17 protein-coding genes are annotated in these 16,001 nt (G+C 58.4%); 8 read left to right on the top strand and 9 right to left on the bottom strand.

Features of this window, described 5'->3' with window-relative positions; all coding sequences use genetic code 11:
- Positions 1-104 precede the first annotated feature (104 nt).
- Together PMI37_RS26430 and PMI37_RS26425 are read right to left on the bottom strand one after the other, a co-directional pair.
- On the bottom strand, positions 105-527 hold the full coding sequence (locus PMI37_RS26430; RefSeq protein WP_008086911.1) for an HD domain-containing protein: 423 nt from the start codon (positions 525-527) through the stop codon (positions 105-107).
- A gap of 15 nt (positions 528-542) precedes the next feature.
- The gene (locus tag PMI37_RS26425) at positions 543-932 is read right to left on the bottom strand and encodes a hypothetical protein (protein WP_008086910.1); all 390 of its coding nucleotides are present in this window, start codon (positions 930-932) and stop codon (positions 543-545) included.
- Positions 933-1,096: 164 nt separating this feature from the next.
- Here PMI37_RS26425 and PMI37_RS26420 point away from each other — a divergent pair, with 164 nt between their 5' ends.
- A complete protein-coding gene (locus PMI37_RS26420; RefSeq protein WP_008086909.1) occupies positions 1,097-1,528 on the top strand; it encodes a hypothetical protein in 432 nt (143 codons plus the stop codon).
- 78 nt (positions 1,529-1,606) lie between these two features.
- Here the strand turns inward: PMI37_RS26420 and PMI37_RS26415 are convergent, their stop codons facing one another.
- Entirely contained in the window at positions 1,607-2,032 is a 426-nt protein-coding gene (locus PMI37_RS26415; protein ID WP_008086908.1) for a hypothetical protein, read from the bottom strand.
- 603 nt (positions 2,033-2,635) lie between these two features.
- Between PMI37_RS26415 and PMI37_RS26410 the strand changes: the two genes are divergently transcribed.
- Positions 2,636-2,923, top strand: coding sequence for a hypothetical protein (locus PMI37_RS26410; RefSeq protein WP_008086907.1), 288 nt, complete (start codon positions 2,636-2,638; stop codon positions 2,921-2,923).
- Positions 2,924-3,359: 436 nt separating this feature from the next.
- Here the strand turns inward: PMI37_RS26410 and PMI37_RS26405 are convergent, their stop codons facing one another.
- From PMI37_RS26405 to PMI37_RS26390, 4 genes are all read right to left on the bottom strand, one after another.
- The gene (locus tag PMI37_RS26405; protein WP_007950154.1) at positions 3,360-3,908 is read right to left on the bottom strand and encodes a cupin domain-containing protein; all 549 of its coding nucleotides are present in this window, start codon (positions 3,906-3,908) and stop codon (positions 3,360-3,362) included.
- Between the two features lie 502 nt (positions 3,909-4,410).
- A complete protein-coding gene (locus tag PMI37_RS26400) occupies positions 4,411-5,694 on the bottom strand; it encodes an NAD(P)/FAD-dependent oxidoreductase (protein WP_008086906.1) in 1,284 nt (427 codons plus the stop codon).
- 49 nt (positions 5,695-5,743) lie between these two features.
- Positions 5,744-7,234, bottom strand: a complete 1,491-nt coding sequence (locus PMI37_RS26395) for an aldehyde dehydrogenase (RefSeq protein WP_008086905.1) — start codon at positions 7,232-7,234, stop codon at positions 5,744-5,746.
- Between the two features lie 184 nt (positions 7,235-7,418).
- Complete coding sequence (locus tag PMI37_RS26390) at positions 7,419-8,795, bottom strand: glutamine synthetase family protein (RefSeq protein ID WP_008086904.1); 1,377 nt, start codon at positions 8,793-8,795, stop codon at positions 7,419-7,421.
- Between the two features lie 282 nt (positions 8,796-9,077).
- Here PMI37_RS26390 and PMI37_RS26385 point away from each other — a divergent pair, with 282 nt between their 5' ends.
- From PMI37_RS26385 to PMI37_RS26365, 5 genes are all read left to right on the top strand, one after another.
- Positions 9,078-9,839 (top strand): gamma-glutamyl-gamma-aminobutyrate hydrolase family protein, encoded by a 762-nt coding sequence (locus PMI37_RS26385; RefSeq protein ID WP_008086903.1) that lies wholly within the window; start codon positions 9,078-9,080, stop codon positions 9,837-9,839.
- 346 nt (positions 9,840-10,185) lie between these two features.
- Entirely contained in the window at positions 10,186-11,328 is a 1,143-nt protein-coding gene (locus PMI37_RS26380) for an ABC transporter ATP-binding protein (RefSeq protein WP_008086902.1), read from the top strand.
- A 29-nt stretch (positions 11,329-11,357) separates the two neighbouring features.
- Positions 11,358-12,239 carry an ABC transporter permease subunit gene (locus tag PMI37_RS26375; RefSeq protein WP_371042493.1) on the top strand — a complete coding sequence of 294 codons (882 nt, stop codon included), beginning with the start codon at positions 11,358-11,360 and terminating at the stop codon, positions 12,237-12,239.
- The gene (locus PMI37_RS26370) at positions 12,236-13,108 is read left to right on the top strand and encodes an ABC transporter permease subunit (protein ID WP_008086901.1); all 873 of its coding nucleotides are present in this window, start codon (positions 12,236-12,238) and stop codon (positions 13,106-13,108) included. The genes PMI37_RS26375 and PMI37_RS26370 overlap by 4 nt, the downstream gene beginning before the upstream one ends.
- 209 nt (positions 13,109-13,317) lie before the next feature.
- Complete coding sequence (locus PMI37_RS26365; protein ID WP_008086899.1) at positions 13,318-14,415, top strand: polyamine ABC transporter substrate-binding protein; 1,098 nt, start codon at positions 13,318-13,320, stop codon at positions 14,413-14,415.
- 300 nt (positions 14,416-14,715) lie between these two features.
- On the opposite strand, the gene thpR is transcribed toward PMI37_RS26365, so the two are convergent.
- Positions 14,716-15,237, bottom strand: coding sequence for an RNA 2',3'-cyclic phosphodiesterase (gene thpR, locus PMI37_RS26360; protein WP_008086898.1), 522 nt, complete (start codon positions 15,235-15,237; stop codon positions 14,716-14,718).
- Between the two features lie 106 nt (positions 15,238-15,343).
- Between thpR and PMI37_RS26355 the strand changes: the two genes are divergently transcribed.
- Positions 15,344-15,538 (top strand): hypothetical protein, encoded by a 195-nt coding sequence (locus PMI37_RS26355; protein ID WP_008086897.1) that lies wholly within the window; start codon positions 15,344-15,346, stop codon positions 15,536-15,538.
- Positions 15,539-15,647: 109 nt separating this feature from the next.
- On the opposite strand, the gene PMI37_RS26350 is transcribed toward PMI37_RS26355, so the two are convergent.
- Positions 15,648-16,001, bottom strand: coding sequence for a DUF1428 domain-containing protein (locus PMI37_RS26350; protein ID WP_008086896.1), 354 nt, complete (start codon positions 15,999-16,001; stop codon positions 15,648-15,650).

Here is a 16,001-nt window from a genome sequence, read left to right as displayed (position 1 = left end):
GCTGCGATCTTTTGACTTTGTTCTTCAAAAAGCAGATCAAAAGATCGCAGCCTGCGGCAGCTCCTACCGGATGCGGTGTGGCGTCCTTTCAACCAGACGGGGTTTCAGTTGCGCAGTCTTGCGATGGCGCGGCGATACTTCTCGATCCGCTCGAGGTCTTCCCAGCTCGGCGAGGCGATACGCGAGAGGTCGCTGTTCTCTTCCAGATCCGCCAGTTTCACCACTCGCCCGATCGGGTTCTGGCCCGCGCGTTCGACGAAGTCCTCGTAGGACTCGCCAGGCACTTTGGTGACGGCTGCAATGGCCGTCAGCACGTCCTCGCTGAAACCTTCCTGGCGCAGGTCCTCAAGGCTGATGTCACAATCCTCGACCACATCGTGCAGCACGGCGACGATGCGCTCCTCCAGCGAAGACATGCGCATCATCACTTTCAGCGGATGCAAAATGTACGGCGCGCCGCCCTTGTCGACCTGCCCCGCATGAGCCGTGGCAGCGATGGCAATGGCGCGTTCGAGTGTCTGAGTCATGGGAGTCTCCGAAGGTTAAAGGCCGTAGCGGCCGCCAACATGAATATTGCGCTTGAGCCAACCGCCAATCGCCTTCAAGCGCCCACCGGACGTACCCGCCTCGGCATGCTGCTTGAGAATCATCGACACCAGCGCTGCCTGATCGGCATCGGGGTGGGCATCGAGCAACTCGACGACCCAGGCACAATCGGCTTTTTTCAGGTGCTCCCGACATTGGCCGGGCCAGGCGTCCAGCTCGTCCAGCGCCAGCCAGCGCGCCCCGCCCTGCTCGGCATGCCCACCGCCAATCGACTGCTCGAAACAGAACGGTGTCGCCGGCCGCGACGGGTCGATACTGAACAGATACACATCGTGGCTTTTGTGTTGCGGCGTGGGGGCGTTGTTGCGGCTGCCGATTTCGATCATGGCAATGTTCCGATCCTTGGGGCGCTGGAGAGTCGCGATGGTTGGCAGTCTACCGGAGCGGTGCAAACGAACAACCTGATTGAACCTCCCTGCGCCACGTCATCTCGAAAGAAAGAGACGCCCTGTCAGTGATCGGCAATGGCGTCACCGCAGAGGAAACAGCGATGAACATTCGATTTCTGCTCCTGCTTGCCACTTTCAGCGTCATCCCCACCTGCGTCATGGCCGAGGGTTGCGACGTCGAAACCCGCTCCTCCAGCGCCTCGGTGCCGGCCGTATCCGGCCACAGCTGCTACGAATACGACGGCATGCCCGTCAATTCCATCGACTGGTCATGCAGCAACGAAAGCAAAGACATGGTTAACGCCGTCAAGAAAAAGGTCCAACAGTGCGATGACCACTACCAAGCCACTTGCATCGCCACCCTCACCCAGGAATCACTGGCCAACCCGCACTCCACCAGCAAGGATAAAAACGCCAAAGCGTTGAATATTCCTGATGGTGCGCAGGTGACCACGTACTACTACGGTGCGGAGAATCTGGGGCAGGCGAAGATTGATTGTGAAAGTGGGGGTGGACGATGGAAGGCAAAATGAAAGCAACGAACGGCTAATCCGTGATGCTCACTACATAAAAAAGCCCGGCTCATAGCCGGGCTGTCTTCACCATCGTTATCAGCGCTTATTGGCATCACACCGGGTACGCAAGTCATGGTCGCTGATATTGCCGCAGCTCCCATTACCCTTCATGGCCTCGCAATAAGTGCGCTGGTCATGATCACTAATGTTGCCGCAGGAGCCGTTGCCATTTTCTGCATTACAGCGCTCACGCAAATCATGATTATCGATATTGCCGCAACTGCCGCCGCTCTTCCTGGCATTGCAATAAGTGCGCTGGTCGTGATCAGCAATGTTGCCACAGGAGCCATTGCCATTTTCCGCATTGCAGCGCTCACGCAAATCATGATCATCAATGTTGCCGCAACTGCCACCACTCTCCCGTGTATAGCAATAGGCACGTTGGTCATGGTCATCAATATTGCCGCAACCGGCAAAAGCGTAACCGCTGAACATCAACAACATCGCAAGAATCAGTTTCATCTCACACTTCCTTGGGTTTGCCGGGAAACAGCCCGGCACTGGATGATCCGATCGAAATGGGCGTCGCGACACGCCATCAAATTGACATCGTTTTAAAGGAAAGTTCCAAACGGGATGCAAAGCCATGATTTGAGATTCGACTGAATTTGAAGTCTGAAAAACGCGTAGGAAAACACCCCTTGTGGCGAGGGGATTCATCCCCGCTGGGCTGCGAAGCGGCCCCAATCCGGCGAGCTGACTTCTCCTGACATAGCGTGGGCGCCGGATTACGACGACTGCGTCGCCGATCGGGGATAAATCCCCTCGCCACAGGGTTGGGTTTGCGTCCTACAGGTCGGTTGTGGATGCGGGAATTGCTGCCTAGAGTGGGGTTGTCGCTGACCGCAGTTGGCGATGGGTTTCGCAGCCCTCAGAAGTGACACACACCGCTAGATGACAACTGTGGCAAAATTCGCCGCCGTTTCGTTATATGGCGGCTGTGTGTGGGAGACCTTCGGGTCTGCCGGTTTGGCTCTTCTCCGGTCTGCGAACCCGCATACAGCTGCCACCCCTTTGTTTCGCAGCAGAAAGGTGGCACTTCTTAATTATTTGAAGAGCAATCTTATGACGATCAAAAAACCGCTCCACCACTACGCCCACATGTCCCACCCCGCCACCGACCACCCTGTCCTCCTCATCGACGCCGACGCCCCAATTCGTGACCTCCACGCCTGCCTAGCCGAACGCCTCAATGCCGTCCTCAAATACCTCGACCTCATCGCCTGCACCGGCCTCCCCGACTACGCCGAACACGACATCAACACCGTGACCAACATCGCCAGAATCATCGTGCAGGATGTGAGTGATGTGTTTCGGGTAATTGAACAGCGGGGGTTTGAGACTGCAACGTAGAAGAAATAGGTTCGGAAATTGGCTGTCATTTCACCCCCATATTTTTTCGATAGCCCCATATATCCGTGATTGGGCATGGAAATAGCGATAGCGATTTGATAGCGTTCGGATCAGCCATACAACCTTAAGGAGAGATGAGATGAAAGCAGGGAATATCAACGGATACGATATAAAACACGAAGTATGGTGCGACAGATGTGCAGCACGTGGAGCTGCAAGGGGGGATTTTATTGTTACGGAAAACGCTACTCCACAGCAATGCCAAAACCAACACTGCAGCGATCCTGGTGCAGAGTTACAGCAAAGCAAAAAGAAATAATTAAAACTTAAAAACGGCTAGGCCTCTTTAATTAAACAGGCCTAGCCGCCTCTCTACTTTCACTGACGAGAAGCCAAGTCTCCATAACGGGAAAGTTCGTACTTGGAGAAAGTATTTTCAAAAATTCGCCGGCGTATTCGCACTGATAATCTCCGCCTCATCCGCCCCGATATTGCGGAACTTATGCGGCAGCGTCGTCGGAAAATAGTACCCATCCCCCGCATTCAAAACACTCACCGAGCCATCCACGGTCAACTCAACAGTCCCGCGCGTCACAAGCCCACACTCCTCGCCCTCGGCATGCACAATCGGCTCTTCCCCGGAACTTGCGCCCGGCGCGTATTGCTCGCGCAGCAGGCGCATCTGGCGGCTTGGCACCGAGGCGCCGATCAGCAGCAGGCGCAGGCCATGGCGGCCCAGATCCGGCTGTTCGTTGGCGCGGAATACGTATTGATGTTCGCGCGGGGGCTGGTCGAAGGTGAAGAAGTCGGCCAGGGACATCGGGATGCCTTCGAGCAGCTTTTTCAATGAGCTGACGGAAGGGCTGACGCGATTCTGTTCGATCAGGGAGATGGTGGCATTGGTCACGCCGCTACGCCGGGCCAGCTCGCGCTGGGAGAGTTTGTAGCTTTCGCGTACTAGTTTGAGTCGAGAACCCGTATCCATGACAGCCTTATGTGAGAACGACTTAAGGGCGATGGGGGTGGGTGGCGGGTGACGCGCCGAGGGCGCGGATCACGTTGCTCCCGTGTCCCGGAACCGTGAAAGGCGGCTATTAAATCACGTTTGCCGGTGTTGCTCAGCAGGTTCGATGGACGGTGGGTGAAATGAACCTGCCGGTGGTAATTCCGGGCTGAATGCAAAACCTGTGGGAGCTGGCTTGCCAGCGATTGGGTGGCACATTCAACATCCCTTTTGCTGATCGGCCGCTATCGCTGGCAAGCCAGCTCCCACAGGATTTTGTGGTGTGTCAGCGGGAGGGATGTTGACTGGGCTGGCCTCATCGCGAGCAGGCTCACTCCTACAATTTGATCTTTGGTGTTTCAGTCGGATTGATGTTGTGTTGGCTGGCCTCATCGCTGGCAAGCCAGCGCCCACATCTGGATATCTGCGGTGTTGCGATAAGAAAAACCGGCGGGGCCTTGGGGACCGCCGCCGGGGAGGTAACTCAGATGCCGAAGCGGTCGCGCAGCGAATAGTAGACGGCGCCCAGGGCCGTCAGCGGCGCCGAGAAGGTGCGGCCGCCGAGCATTGGCATGTGCGGCAAGGACGCGAAGGCGTCGAAGCGCTCGGCGTCGCCACGGATCATTTCCGAGATCAGTTTGCCGGCCAGGTGCGAGCACGTAACGCCATGGCCGCTGTAGCCTTGCATGTAGTAGGCGTTTTTCTCGATACGGCCGAATTGCGGCATGCGTGACATCGTCAGCAGGAAATTGCCGGTCCAGCGGTAATCGATTTTGACGTCTTTGAGTTGCGGGAAGGTCTTGAGGATCTTCGGGCGGATCAGTTGTTCGATATCGTCCGGTTCGCGCGCGCCGTAGACCACACCGCCGCCGTAGAGCAGGCGGTTGTCGGCAGTCAGGCGGTAGTAATCCAGCAAGTAATTGCAGTCTTCGACGCAGTAATTGTTGGTGATCAGGCTGCGGGCCTGTTTCTCGGTCAACGGTTCGGTGACAACGATCTGTGAGCCGCACGGCATGCTTTTCGCGGTCACGCGGTTGTCCAGACCTTGCGGCAGGTAGGCGTTGCCGGCGATCAGCAGGTACTTGGCGCGCACCAGGCCTTTGGCAGTGCGCACGGTAATCGGCTCGCCATAGGTGATTTCCACGGCAGCGGATTGCTCGTAGATTTTGCCACCCAGACGCACGATGGCGGCGGCTTCACCCAGCGCCAGGTTCAGTGGGTGAATATGCCCGCCTTGCATGTCCAGCAGGCCACCGACGTAAGCATCGGAGCCGACCTCACGACGAATGTCGGCCGCGTCGAGCATCTTCAGATTGCGGTTGCCGTAACGTTCCCAACTGCGCTTTTGCTCGGCCAGACCGTTGAGTTGTTTTTTGTTCATCGCTGCGAAGATACCGCCCGGGCGGTAGTCGCATTTGATGTCGTATTCCTTGATGCGCGAACGGATGATGTCGGCGCCTTCGAAGATCATGCTGCCGAGAATTTCCGCGGTCTTGTCGCCGTAGCGCTCTTCGATCACATCGACGTCGCGGCTATAGGAGTTGACCAGTTGACCGCCGTTGCGACCGCTGGCGCCGTAGCCGACTTTCGCCGCTTCCAGCACGGTCACTTTGTAGCCGGCCTCGGTCAGGAACAGTGCCGAGGACAGGCCGGTGTAGCCCGCGCCGATGATGCAGACATCGCAGTCCACCGCTTCTTCCAGAGCCGGGAAGTCGATGACTTCGTTGCGAGTGGCGGCGTAGTAGCTGTTTACGTGTTGCTGTTTCATACGTTTCTCCGAGGGCCGCCAATGAACGGCGACCACCGCTGTAATAGAGTCAGAGCTTGATCCAGGTCGCTTTCAGCTCGGTGTACTTGTCGAACGCGTGCAGCGATTTATCGCGGCCGTTGCCCGACTGTTTGAAGCCACCGAACGGCGCGGTCATGTCGCCGCCGTCGTACTGGTTGACCCAGACGCTGCCGGCACGCAGGCCGCGGGCGAAGGTGTGCGCCTTGCTGAGATTGCTGGTCCACACGCCGGCGGCGAGGCCGAAGATGCTGTCGTTGGCGATCTGCAGCGCTTCTTCGGCGGTGTCGAAGGTGATCAGCGACAGCACCGGGCCGAAAATTTCTTCCTGGGCGATGGTCATTGCGTTGGTCACGCCGTCGAAGAGCGCCGGTTGCACATAGAGGCCGCCGGTTTCTTCGAGGGTGCGCTGGCCGCCAGTAATCAGCTCGGCGCCCTGCTCACGACCGATGCTGATGTAGCGCAGCACGTTGTCGAGTTGACGCTGATCGACCACGGCGCCGACGGTGGTCGCCGGATCCAGTGCGTGACCCGGTTTCCACGCTTGCAGCGCTTCCACCAACAAAGGGATGAACTGTTCGCGGATCGAACGCTCGACCAGCAAACGCGAACCGGCGGTGCAGACTTCGCCCTGGTTGAAGGCAATGGCGCCGGCCGCTGCTTGTGCTGCCGCGCGCAAGTCCGGTGCGTCGGCAAACACCACGTTCGGGCTCTTGCCCCCTGCTTCGAGCCAGACGCGTTTCATGTTGCTTTGGCCGGCATAAATCATCAGTTGCTTGGCAATCGCCGTGGAGCCGGTGAAGGCCAGCACGTCGACGTCCATGTGCAACGCCAACGCTTTGCCGACGGTGTGGCCGAAGCCTGGCAGGACGTTGAACACGCCTTTCGGAATGCCGGCATCCAGCGCCAACTGCGCGATGCGGATCGCCGTCAGCGGCGACTTTTCCGAAGGTTTGAGAATGAACGAGTTGCCTGCGGCCAGCGCCGGAGCGAACTTCCAGCTGGCCATGATCAGCGGGAAGTTCCACGGCACGATGGCCGCGACCACGCCGGATGGCTCGCGGGTGACGAGGCCGAGTTGGTCGTGCGGAGTCGCGGCGACTTCATCGTAGATCTTGTCGATGGCTTCGGCGCTCCAGCGGATCGCGTTGGCGGTCGCCGGGATGTCGATGCTCATCGAATCGCTGATCGGTTTACCCATGTCGAGGGTTTCCAGCAGCGCCAGTTCTTCCTGGTTCTGCAGGATCAGATCGGCGAAGCGGATCAGAATGCGCTTGCGCTCGGCCGGGGCTTTTTTCGCCCACACGCCGGATTCAAAAGACTGGCGCGCGACTTCAACGGCGAGGTTGGCGTCGGCTTCATCGGTGCTGGCCACGGAGGCGAGGAAACGGCCGTCGACGGGGCTCAGGCATTCGAAGGTATCGCCACTGATGGCCGGGCGGTATTCACCGTTGATGAACGCGCGGGCTTCGATGGTCAGGGACTGGAAGCGTTGTTCCCAGTCGTTGCGGGTCGTTGTCATTGTTGTGGCTCGACAAGGGGGATGGGGTGATCGGCGGACGAACGCCGCCGATCAAAATCTGCTAACCCGACCCCCTGTAGGAGCTGCCGAAGGCTGCGATCTTTTGACTTTTATTTTTTAAAAGCAAGATCAAAAGATCGCAGCCTTCGGCAGCTCCTACAGGGTTACGGCGGTGGGTCAACCGTCAGACTGTGTGCAGATACCAGTTGTACTCAAGGTCAGAGATCGAGTTCTCGAACTCGGCCAATTCGCTTTCCTTGCACGCGACAAACACGTCGATGTACATCGGGTCGATGTAGCGGGCCATGACTTCGCTGTCGTCCAGCTCGCGCAGTGCGTCGCGCAGGTTGTTCGGCAGGCTCTGTTCGTTCTGCTCGTAGCTGTTGCCTTCAACCGGCGCGCCCGGCTCGATCTTGTTGGTCAGACCGTGGTGAATACCGGCCAGAACAGAAGCCATCAGCAAGTACGGGTTGGCGTCGGCGCCAGCAACACGGTGTTCGATGCGCACGGCGTCCGGCGAACCGGTCGGTACCCGCACGGCCACGGTGCGGTTGTCGATGCCCCAGCTTGGCGAGTTCGGTACGTAGAACTGCGCGCCAAAACGGCGGTACGAGTTGACGTTCGGGCACAGGAACGCCATTTGCGCAGGCAGGGTCTCCAGCACACCGCCGATCGCGTGACGCAGTGCGGCGTTCTGCTCGGGATCCTCGCTGGCGAAGATGTTGTTGCCTTCTTTGTCCAGGATCGAAATGTGTACGTGCAGACCGTTGCCCGCCTGGCCCGGATACGGCTTGGCCATGAAGGTGGTGTCCATCTCGTGGTCGTAGGCGATGTTCTTCACCAGACGCTTGAGCAGGACCGCGTAATCGCACGCCTTGATCGGGTCGGAGACGTGATGCAGGTTGACTTCGAATTGCGCCGGGGCGCTTTCCTTGACGATCGCGTCAGCCGGGATGCCCTGCTCTTTCGCGCCTTCGAGGATGTCTTGCAGGCAATCGACGTATTCGTCGAGATCGTCGATCAGGTACACCTGAGTCGACACCGGACGCTTGCCGGACACTGGCGAACGTGGCGATTGCGGACGACCGTTCACGTTGTCCTGATCGATCAGATAGAACTCGAGTTCGAATGCGGCGCAGATGGTCAGACCGAGGTCGTCGAATTTGCGCACGACGTTGGCCAGCACTTCACGCGGGTCAGCGAAGAACGGCTGGCCTTCGATCTCGTGCATGGTCATCAAGAGTTGTGCGGTTGGGCGTTTCTGCCACGGCTCGATGCTCAGGGTGCCGGGGATCGGGTAGCAGATGCGGTCAGCGTCGCCGATGTCCAGACCCAGGCCGGTGCTTTCCACCGTGGAGCCGTTGATGTCGAGGGCGAAAAGCGAGGCCGGCAGGTTGATGCCTTTCTCATAAACCTTATGAAGACTGGTGCGTTCGATGCGCTTGCCGCGCACCACACCGTTCATATCCGCAATCAGAAGGTCGACGTACAAAACCTCAGGATATTTCTTAAGGAATGCGTTTGCTTCGTTGAGTTGAACGGTACGCAGAGGGACCGACATGATGCACCTATTTAGCTGTTAATTATTATGTTCACTGCTGTTTCGCCGAGCCAGTCAACCCGAACGGCAAAGTGAAGTCAATAGCGAACAGATGACCGCTCAGGGTTTATTTTTCAGGCTTTTTTTAACACTTGAGTGCCAATACAGGCGCCAGAGCCCCGAAAATCATGAAGATATGATGAATGGCGTTTAGAATTTTTTACATGGCAGTTGTTAATTAAAATCAACGAGGCTAAGCTCCGGAAAAGCTCGTTCAAGTGTCAAACTTCGAGGTGAATAAAAATGGCATTCAAGCCATTGATCGGTGTTACTGCGTGCGTCAAACAGATTGGCCTGCATCCCTATCACATCAGCGGCGACAAGTACTTACGTGCTGTCACCGTTGGCGCTGAAGGGTTGCCAGTGGTCATTCCTTCCCTTGGCAACCTGACTGAAATCGAAGACCTGCTCGGTCAACTCGACGGTCTGCTGCTGACCGGCTCGCCCTCCAACGTGGAACCCTTCCACTATCAAGGCCCGGCCAGCGCCCCCGGCACGGATCACGATCCGGCGCGGGATGCCACCACCCTTCCTCTATTACGTGCAGCCATCGCGGCGGGCGTTCCGGTGCTCGGCATTTGCCGGGGCTTCCAGGAAATGAACGTGGCGTTCGGCGGCAGCCTGCATCAAAAGGTGCATGAGCTGCCGGGCATGCTCGATCACCGCGAAGCCGACAGCCCTGATGTGGCCGTGCAATACGCACCGGCCCATGCGGTGACCGTGCTTGGTGGCGGTGTGTTCGAAGCACTGGAGCTGCCGGGCGAGTTTCAGGTCAACTCGATTCACAGCCAGGGCATCGACCGCCTCGCGCCCGGCCTGCGTGCCGAAGCGCTGGCGCCGGACGGTTTGATCGAGGCGGTCTCGGTCGAGCACAGCCCGACCTTCGCCCTCGGCGTGCAATGGCACCCGGAATGGCAAGTGCTCGACAACCCGAACTACCTGAAGATTTTCCAGGCATTCGGCGAGGCTTGCCGGCAACGGGCGGCGCGGCGCAACCAGCGCTGATCCAACCCAGGAATTAGTAACGATTTACTGCCCCCATGAATATCGGGTGTGCCTGCGCGCATCCGTCATTCGTGAACAGCAACACCCGTAATAACAACAAGTACGACCCAGGCAGCCAGGACGGCGGCGCCGACCAAGCCAGGGCAACCCACTGAAAACGTGGCCCCTGTAGGAGCTGCCGAAGGCTGCGATCTTTTGATGTTGATTGTAAAAAACAAGATCAAAGGATCGCAGCCTTCGGCAGCTCCTACAGGGCCATGTGTGAGGGGGATGGTTGTTCCTGGCTTGCAATCCACTTAAGCCCGGCCACATTGGCCGCGCGACTGAAACCTGTTGGGAGTTTCACATGGCAAACGCCTCCAGCACTTACAGGAAGGCACTTGAAGGTCATCAGCAACCGAAAAAGGTGCTGGTGAAAGTCGATCGTGTCACCAAGAAGTTCGACGAAACCACCGCAGTGGACGATGTGTCCCTGGAGATCCATCAGGGCGAAATCTTCGCCCTGCTCGGCGGCTCCGGTTCGGGCAAATCGACCCTGCTGCGCATGCTCGCCGGTTTCGAACGGCCGACTGAAGGGCGGATTCTGCTCGACGGCGTGGACATCACTGACATGCCGCCGTACGAGCGGCCGATCAATATGATGTTCCAGTCTTACGCGCTGTTCCCACACATGACCGTGGCGCAGAACATCGCCTTCGGCCTGAAGCAGGACCGTTTGCCAGCCAGTGAAATCGATGCCCGCGTCGATGAAATGCTGCGCCTGGTGCACATGACCCAATACGCCAAACGCAAACCGCATCAGTTGTCCGGCGGTCAGCGTCAACGCGTCGCCCTCGCCCGCTCCCTGGCCAAACGTCCGAAGCTGTTGCTGCTCGACGAACCGATGGGTGCGCTGGATAAAAAGCTGCGTTCGCAGATGCAACTGGAACTGGTGCAGATCATCGAACGTGTTGGCGTGACCTGCGTGATGGTGACCCACGACCAGGAAGAAGCCATGACCATGGCCGAGCGCATCGCGATCATGCACCTCGGCTGGATCGCCCAGATCGGCAGCCCGATCGACATTTATGAAGCACCGGTCAGCCGCATGGTCTGCGAATTCATCGGCAACGTGAACGCCTTCGACGGCACCGTGGTGGAAGACCTTGAAGGTCACGCGATCATCCACAGCCCGGACTTGCAGCAGAAGATCTACGTCGGTCACGGCGTCAGCACCTCGGTGCAGGACAAGTCGATCACCTACGCGATCCGTCCGGAAAAAATGCTCGTCAGCACCACCCAACCCGAGTTCCGCTACAACTGGTCCGAAGGCAAAGTGCATGACATCGCCTACCTCGGCGGCCACTCGGTGTTCTACGTCGAATTGCCCGGCGGCAAAATCGTCCAGTCGTTCATGGCCAACGCCGAACGCCGTGGCGCGCGTCCGACCTGGGACGACAAAGTCTACGTGTGGTGGGAAGACGACAGCGGCGTGGTACTGCGCTCATGAGAACCTTCAATCAGCAATTCCTGCGCCTGGTGCCCAGCGGACGAAAACTGGTGATCGGTATTCCGTTCATCTGGCTGTTCTTGTTCTTCATGCTGCCGTTTTTCCTGGTGATGAAGATCAGCTTCTCGGAAGCCGCGCTGTCGATCCCGCCGTACTCGGAGATCTACACCTACGCCGAACAGAAATTCCAGCTGCTGCTGAACATCGGCAACTACACCATGCTCGGCGAAGACGAGCTGTACCTGTCGGCCTACCTCGGTTCGCTGAAAGTCGCGGCGCTGAGCACAATGATGTGCCTGCTGATCGGTTTCCCGATGGCCTATGCGATCACCAAAACCGGCAAGGAAACGCAAAACGTCCTGCTGCTGTTGATCATGATGCCGACCTGGACCGCGATCCTGATCCGCGTTTACGCGTGGATGGGCATCCTCAGCAACAACGGTTTGCTCAACGCGTTTCTGATGTGGACGGGGCTCACCGATCACCCTATCGAGATCCTCAACACCAACACCGCCGTCTATATCGGTGTGGTTTACGCCTACCTGCCGTTCATGGTGTTGCCGCTGTACGCCAACCTCGTCAAGCACGACGGCAGCCTGCTGGAAGCCGCGCAGGATCTGGGTTCGAGCAACTTCAACAACTTCTGGAAAATCACCGTGCCGCTGGCCAAGAACGGGATTATCGCCGGCTGCATGCTGGTGTTCATTCCGGTGGTCGGTGAGTTCGTGATCCCTGAACTGTTGGGTGGCCCGGAGACGCTGATGATCGGTCGCGTGCTGTGGCAAGAGTTCTTCAATAACCGCGACTGGCCTGTGGCGTCTGCGCTGGCGGTGGTGATGCTGTTGATCCTGATTGTGCCGATTCTGCTGTTCAACCGCAGCCAGGCCAAAGAGATGGAGGCACGGGGATGAAACGCTTCGGTTTTTCCAAGTTCATGCTGATCTTCGGCCTGATGTTCATTTATCTGCCGATGCTGATTCTGGTGATCTACTCGTTCAACGCATCCAAACTGGTGACGGTGTGGGGTGGCTGGTCGGTGAAGTGGTACGTCGGTTTGCTCGACAACACGCAACTGATGGGCTCGGTGGTGCGCTCGCTGGAAATCGCCTGCTACACCGCGATTGCCGCTGTTGCATTGGGCACCCTCGCCGCCTTCGTGCTGACTCGTGTGACGCGCTTCAAGGGTCGCACGCTGTTTGGTGGTCTGGTGACCGCGCCGTTGGTGATGCCGGAGGTGATCACCGGTCTGTCGCTGTTGCTGCTGTTTGTGGCGATGGCGCAGTTGATCGGCTGGCCGCAGGAGCGTGGCATCGTCACGATCTGGATCGCCCACACCACTTTTTGTGCCGCCTATGTGGCGGTGGTAGTCTCCGCCCGCCTGCGTGAACTGGATCTGTCGATCGAAGAAGCGGCGATGGATCTCGGAGCGAAGCCGTTCAAGGTGTTTTTCCTGATCACCATTCCAATGATCGCGCCGTCGCTGGCAGCGGGCGGGATGATGTCGTTCGCCTTGTCGCTGGATGACCTGGTGTTGGCCAGCTTCGTTTCCGGGCCGGGCTCGACGACCTTGCCGATGGAAGTGTTCTCGGCGGTGCGTCTGGGCGTGAAGCCTGAGATCAACGCGGTGGCGAGCCTGATTCTGCTGGCGGTTTCCTTGGTGACCTTCCTGGTCTGGTACTTCGGCCGCAAGGCAGAGGCCAACCGCAAGCGGGCAATTCAGGAAGCGATGGATCAGACCGCAAACGAGTCGTGGCAACAGCCGGCAACGGCGACTGCCTAAGCAACACCGATGAACAACTGTGGCGAGGGGATTTATCCCCGTTCGGCTGCTCAGCAGTCGTAAAACCTGAATACACAGTTTTCAGGTTGAACTGCAAGGGGCTGCTTCGCAGCCCAACGGGGATAAATCCCCTCGCCACAAGGTTATGTGTACAGCTGGTTTGTGCTTTTGATTAAAGTTTTTTGAATAAGAAGAATGGAGTTGTACCGATGAATATGTTTGGCAGGACTCTGCTGACACTGTCCTTAATGGGCGCGATGGTCATGGGCGCCCAGGCCAACGACAAGGTGCTGCGTGTTTACAACTGGTCCGATTACATTGCACCGGACACCGTCAAGAAGTTCGAAGACGAGACCGGCATCCGCGTGACCTACGACGTCTTCGACAGCAACGAGACCCTTGAGGCGCGTTTGCTGGCGGGCAAATCCGGCTATGACCTGGTCGTGCCGTCGAACAGTTTCCTGGCCAAGCAGATCAAGGCCGGCGTCTATCAGACGCTGGACAAATCGAAGCTGCCGAACTGGAAGAATCTCAACCCGGTGCTGCTGAAAAACGCCGCCGCCAGTGATCCGGACAACGCCCATGCGTTCCCGTACATGTGGGGCTCGATCGGCATCGGTTTCAATCCGGCCAAGGTCAAGGAAGTGCTCGGCGCCAACGCCCCGACCAATTCCTGGGACTTGCTGTTCAAGCCGGAAAACGCTGAAAAACTCAAAGCCTGTGGCATCAGTTTCCTCGACTCGCCGACCGAGATGATCCCGGCCGCCCTGCACTATCTGGGCTACCCGGTGAACGACAAGGACACCGCGCACATCAAGGAAGCCGAGGCGCTGTTCATGAAGATTCGCCCGAACGTGGCGTACTTCCATTCCTCGAAATACATCTCCGATCTGGCCAACGGCAACATCTGCGTGGCGGTCGGTTACTCCGGTGACGTGCTGCAGGCCAAGGCTCGCGCGGTGGAGTCGGGCAACAACGTGGTGATCGACTACAGCATTCCCAAGGAAGGCGCCGGCAGCTTCTACGACATGGTCGCGATCCCGCGCGATGCCGCCAACGTCGACAACGCCTACCTGTTCATGGACTTCCTGATGCGCCCGGACATCATCGCCGAGATCACCAACAGCAACGGCTACAGCAACGCCAACGCGGCGGCCACGCCATTGGTGGATGAAGCGATCCGCAACGACCCGGGTTCGTACCCGTCGCAAGCGGTGATGGCGACGCTGTATGCGGTGCCGGATCAGCCGATTGCCACCCAGCGCATCATGACGCGCGGCTGGACCCGGGTGAAACTCGGTAAGTAACTTACGGAGTTGGGATTCCAACAACACTGATGAACATGTGGGAGCTGGCTTGCCAGCGATAGCGGTGGGTCAGGTAACGATGATGCTGGACGTGCCGCCCCCATCGCTGGCAAGCCAGCTCCCACAGGATTTTTGATCACATTGAATACAGTACCCAATGCCGATTTTACGTACTTAAAGAATTAATTATTTCCCGTTCGCGCAGCGCCTTACCACCGCTGCACCCTGCTATGAACGGCCTCACCTGGCTCCCTCGGTTCAGGTGAATTCAGGCGCCCTCGGGCGCCTTTTTTTGTGCCTTCAAATCAGCGACCACTCCTGCACAATCCGATAGCGGCCCTTGTGCGATTCAAACAAGGCAAAACGTTCAGCGCGCAGGAAAAACTCCGGTGGCGTGGCGGATTCCGGCTCCGGTGCGCGGTAGTCGCGGGCCAAGGTCAGGTGCGGACGAAACTCGCGGGCAGTCTCTTCAAGGCCGAACGGCAACATCGCCTGCTCCAGCGCGTAGACCAGCCGCAGTAAAGCCTGCGGCGCCTGCTCCGGCGCCAGCGACAACACGCCGGCGCGATGCCAGACCTGCAAACGATCCAGCGCAATCCGCAACGGCTCACCCGGTTTTCGCACGTTGCCAGCCGCCTCGCAAACCTCGTTGATCTGCGCCAGCGGCACAGCACCGAGGAACAGCAATGTCAGATGAAAGTTATCCGCGGGCACCGGCTTACCGGTGCGCAAACCCAACTCCCCACGCCACTGAGCAATTGCCTTGCGCTGCGCCGGCGGGCAATCGAGGGCGAAAAACAGTCGCTTCGCTTCATCGTTCATGGCCCTGCTCCCCTGTTTATCCTGATCCGCCGGATTCTACACAGCCTGAACTGACGACTCGTCACGGGAGGCTATAGTTCAAGGATTGCCATCAACGGAGGCCGCCATGCGCGAGATCCTCAGCAAAGAGCCATGGTGGGCCCGCCCGCCGCAGCCCGGGCAGGACGAACAGGAATTGGAATGGGGCTGGCTGGTGCATTACAGCGAGGGTGAACCGCGCTTCGAATTCGTCCGCGAACGCCCCACGGACGAACAGATTCGCGAGCGCAAAAGCTGCCGCATCACCCCCTCACCCGAGTGACAACATTCCCTGTAGGAGCTGCGGCACGCTGCGATCTTTTGATGTTGATTGTAAAAAAAGATCAAAAGATCGCAGCGTGCCGCAGCTCCTACAGGGGTGTGGGTGTGGTTCAGGGTTCGAGGAGATCCTGGAAGCCGCCGTATATCATCCGCTGGCCGTCGAAGGGCATCGGGTTGACGTCCGGTTGCATGCGCGGGTCTTCCATCATTTTTGCCATGCCGGCATCGCGGGTGGCCTTGTCTGGCCAGATCAGCCAGCCGGACGCTACGGTCTCGCCGTCCTTGAGTTTCACTGCCATCGGGAACGAGGTGAGCTTGCCGTCCGGCACGTCATCACCCCAACACTCGACCACGCTCAGGGCGCCGTATTCCTTGAACAGCTTGGCGGCAATGATGCAGTGCTGCTTGTACTGCTCACGATTGGCGGTCGGCACGGATGCTACAAAAATATCGATGTAAGCCAT

Origin of the sequence: Pseudomonas sp. GM80, assembly GCF_000282515.1 — a bacterium.
Lineage (GTDB): Bacteria > Pseudomonadota > Gammaproteobacteria > Pseudomonadales > Pseudomonadaceae > Aquipseudomonas.
The sequence above is the reverse complement of the archived record's forward strand: the minus strand, read 5'-3'. Positions and strand labels throughout refer to the sequence as shown.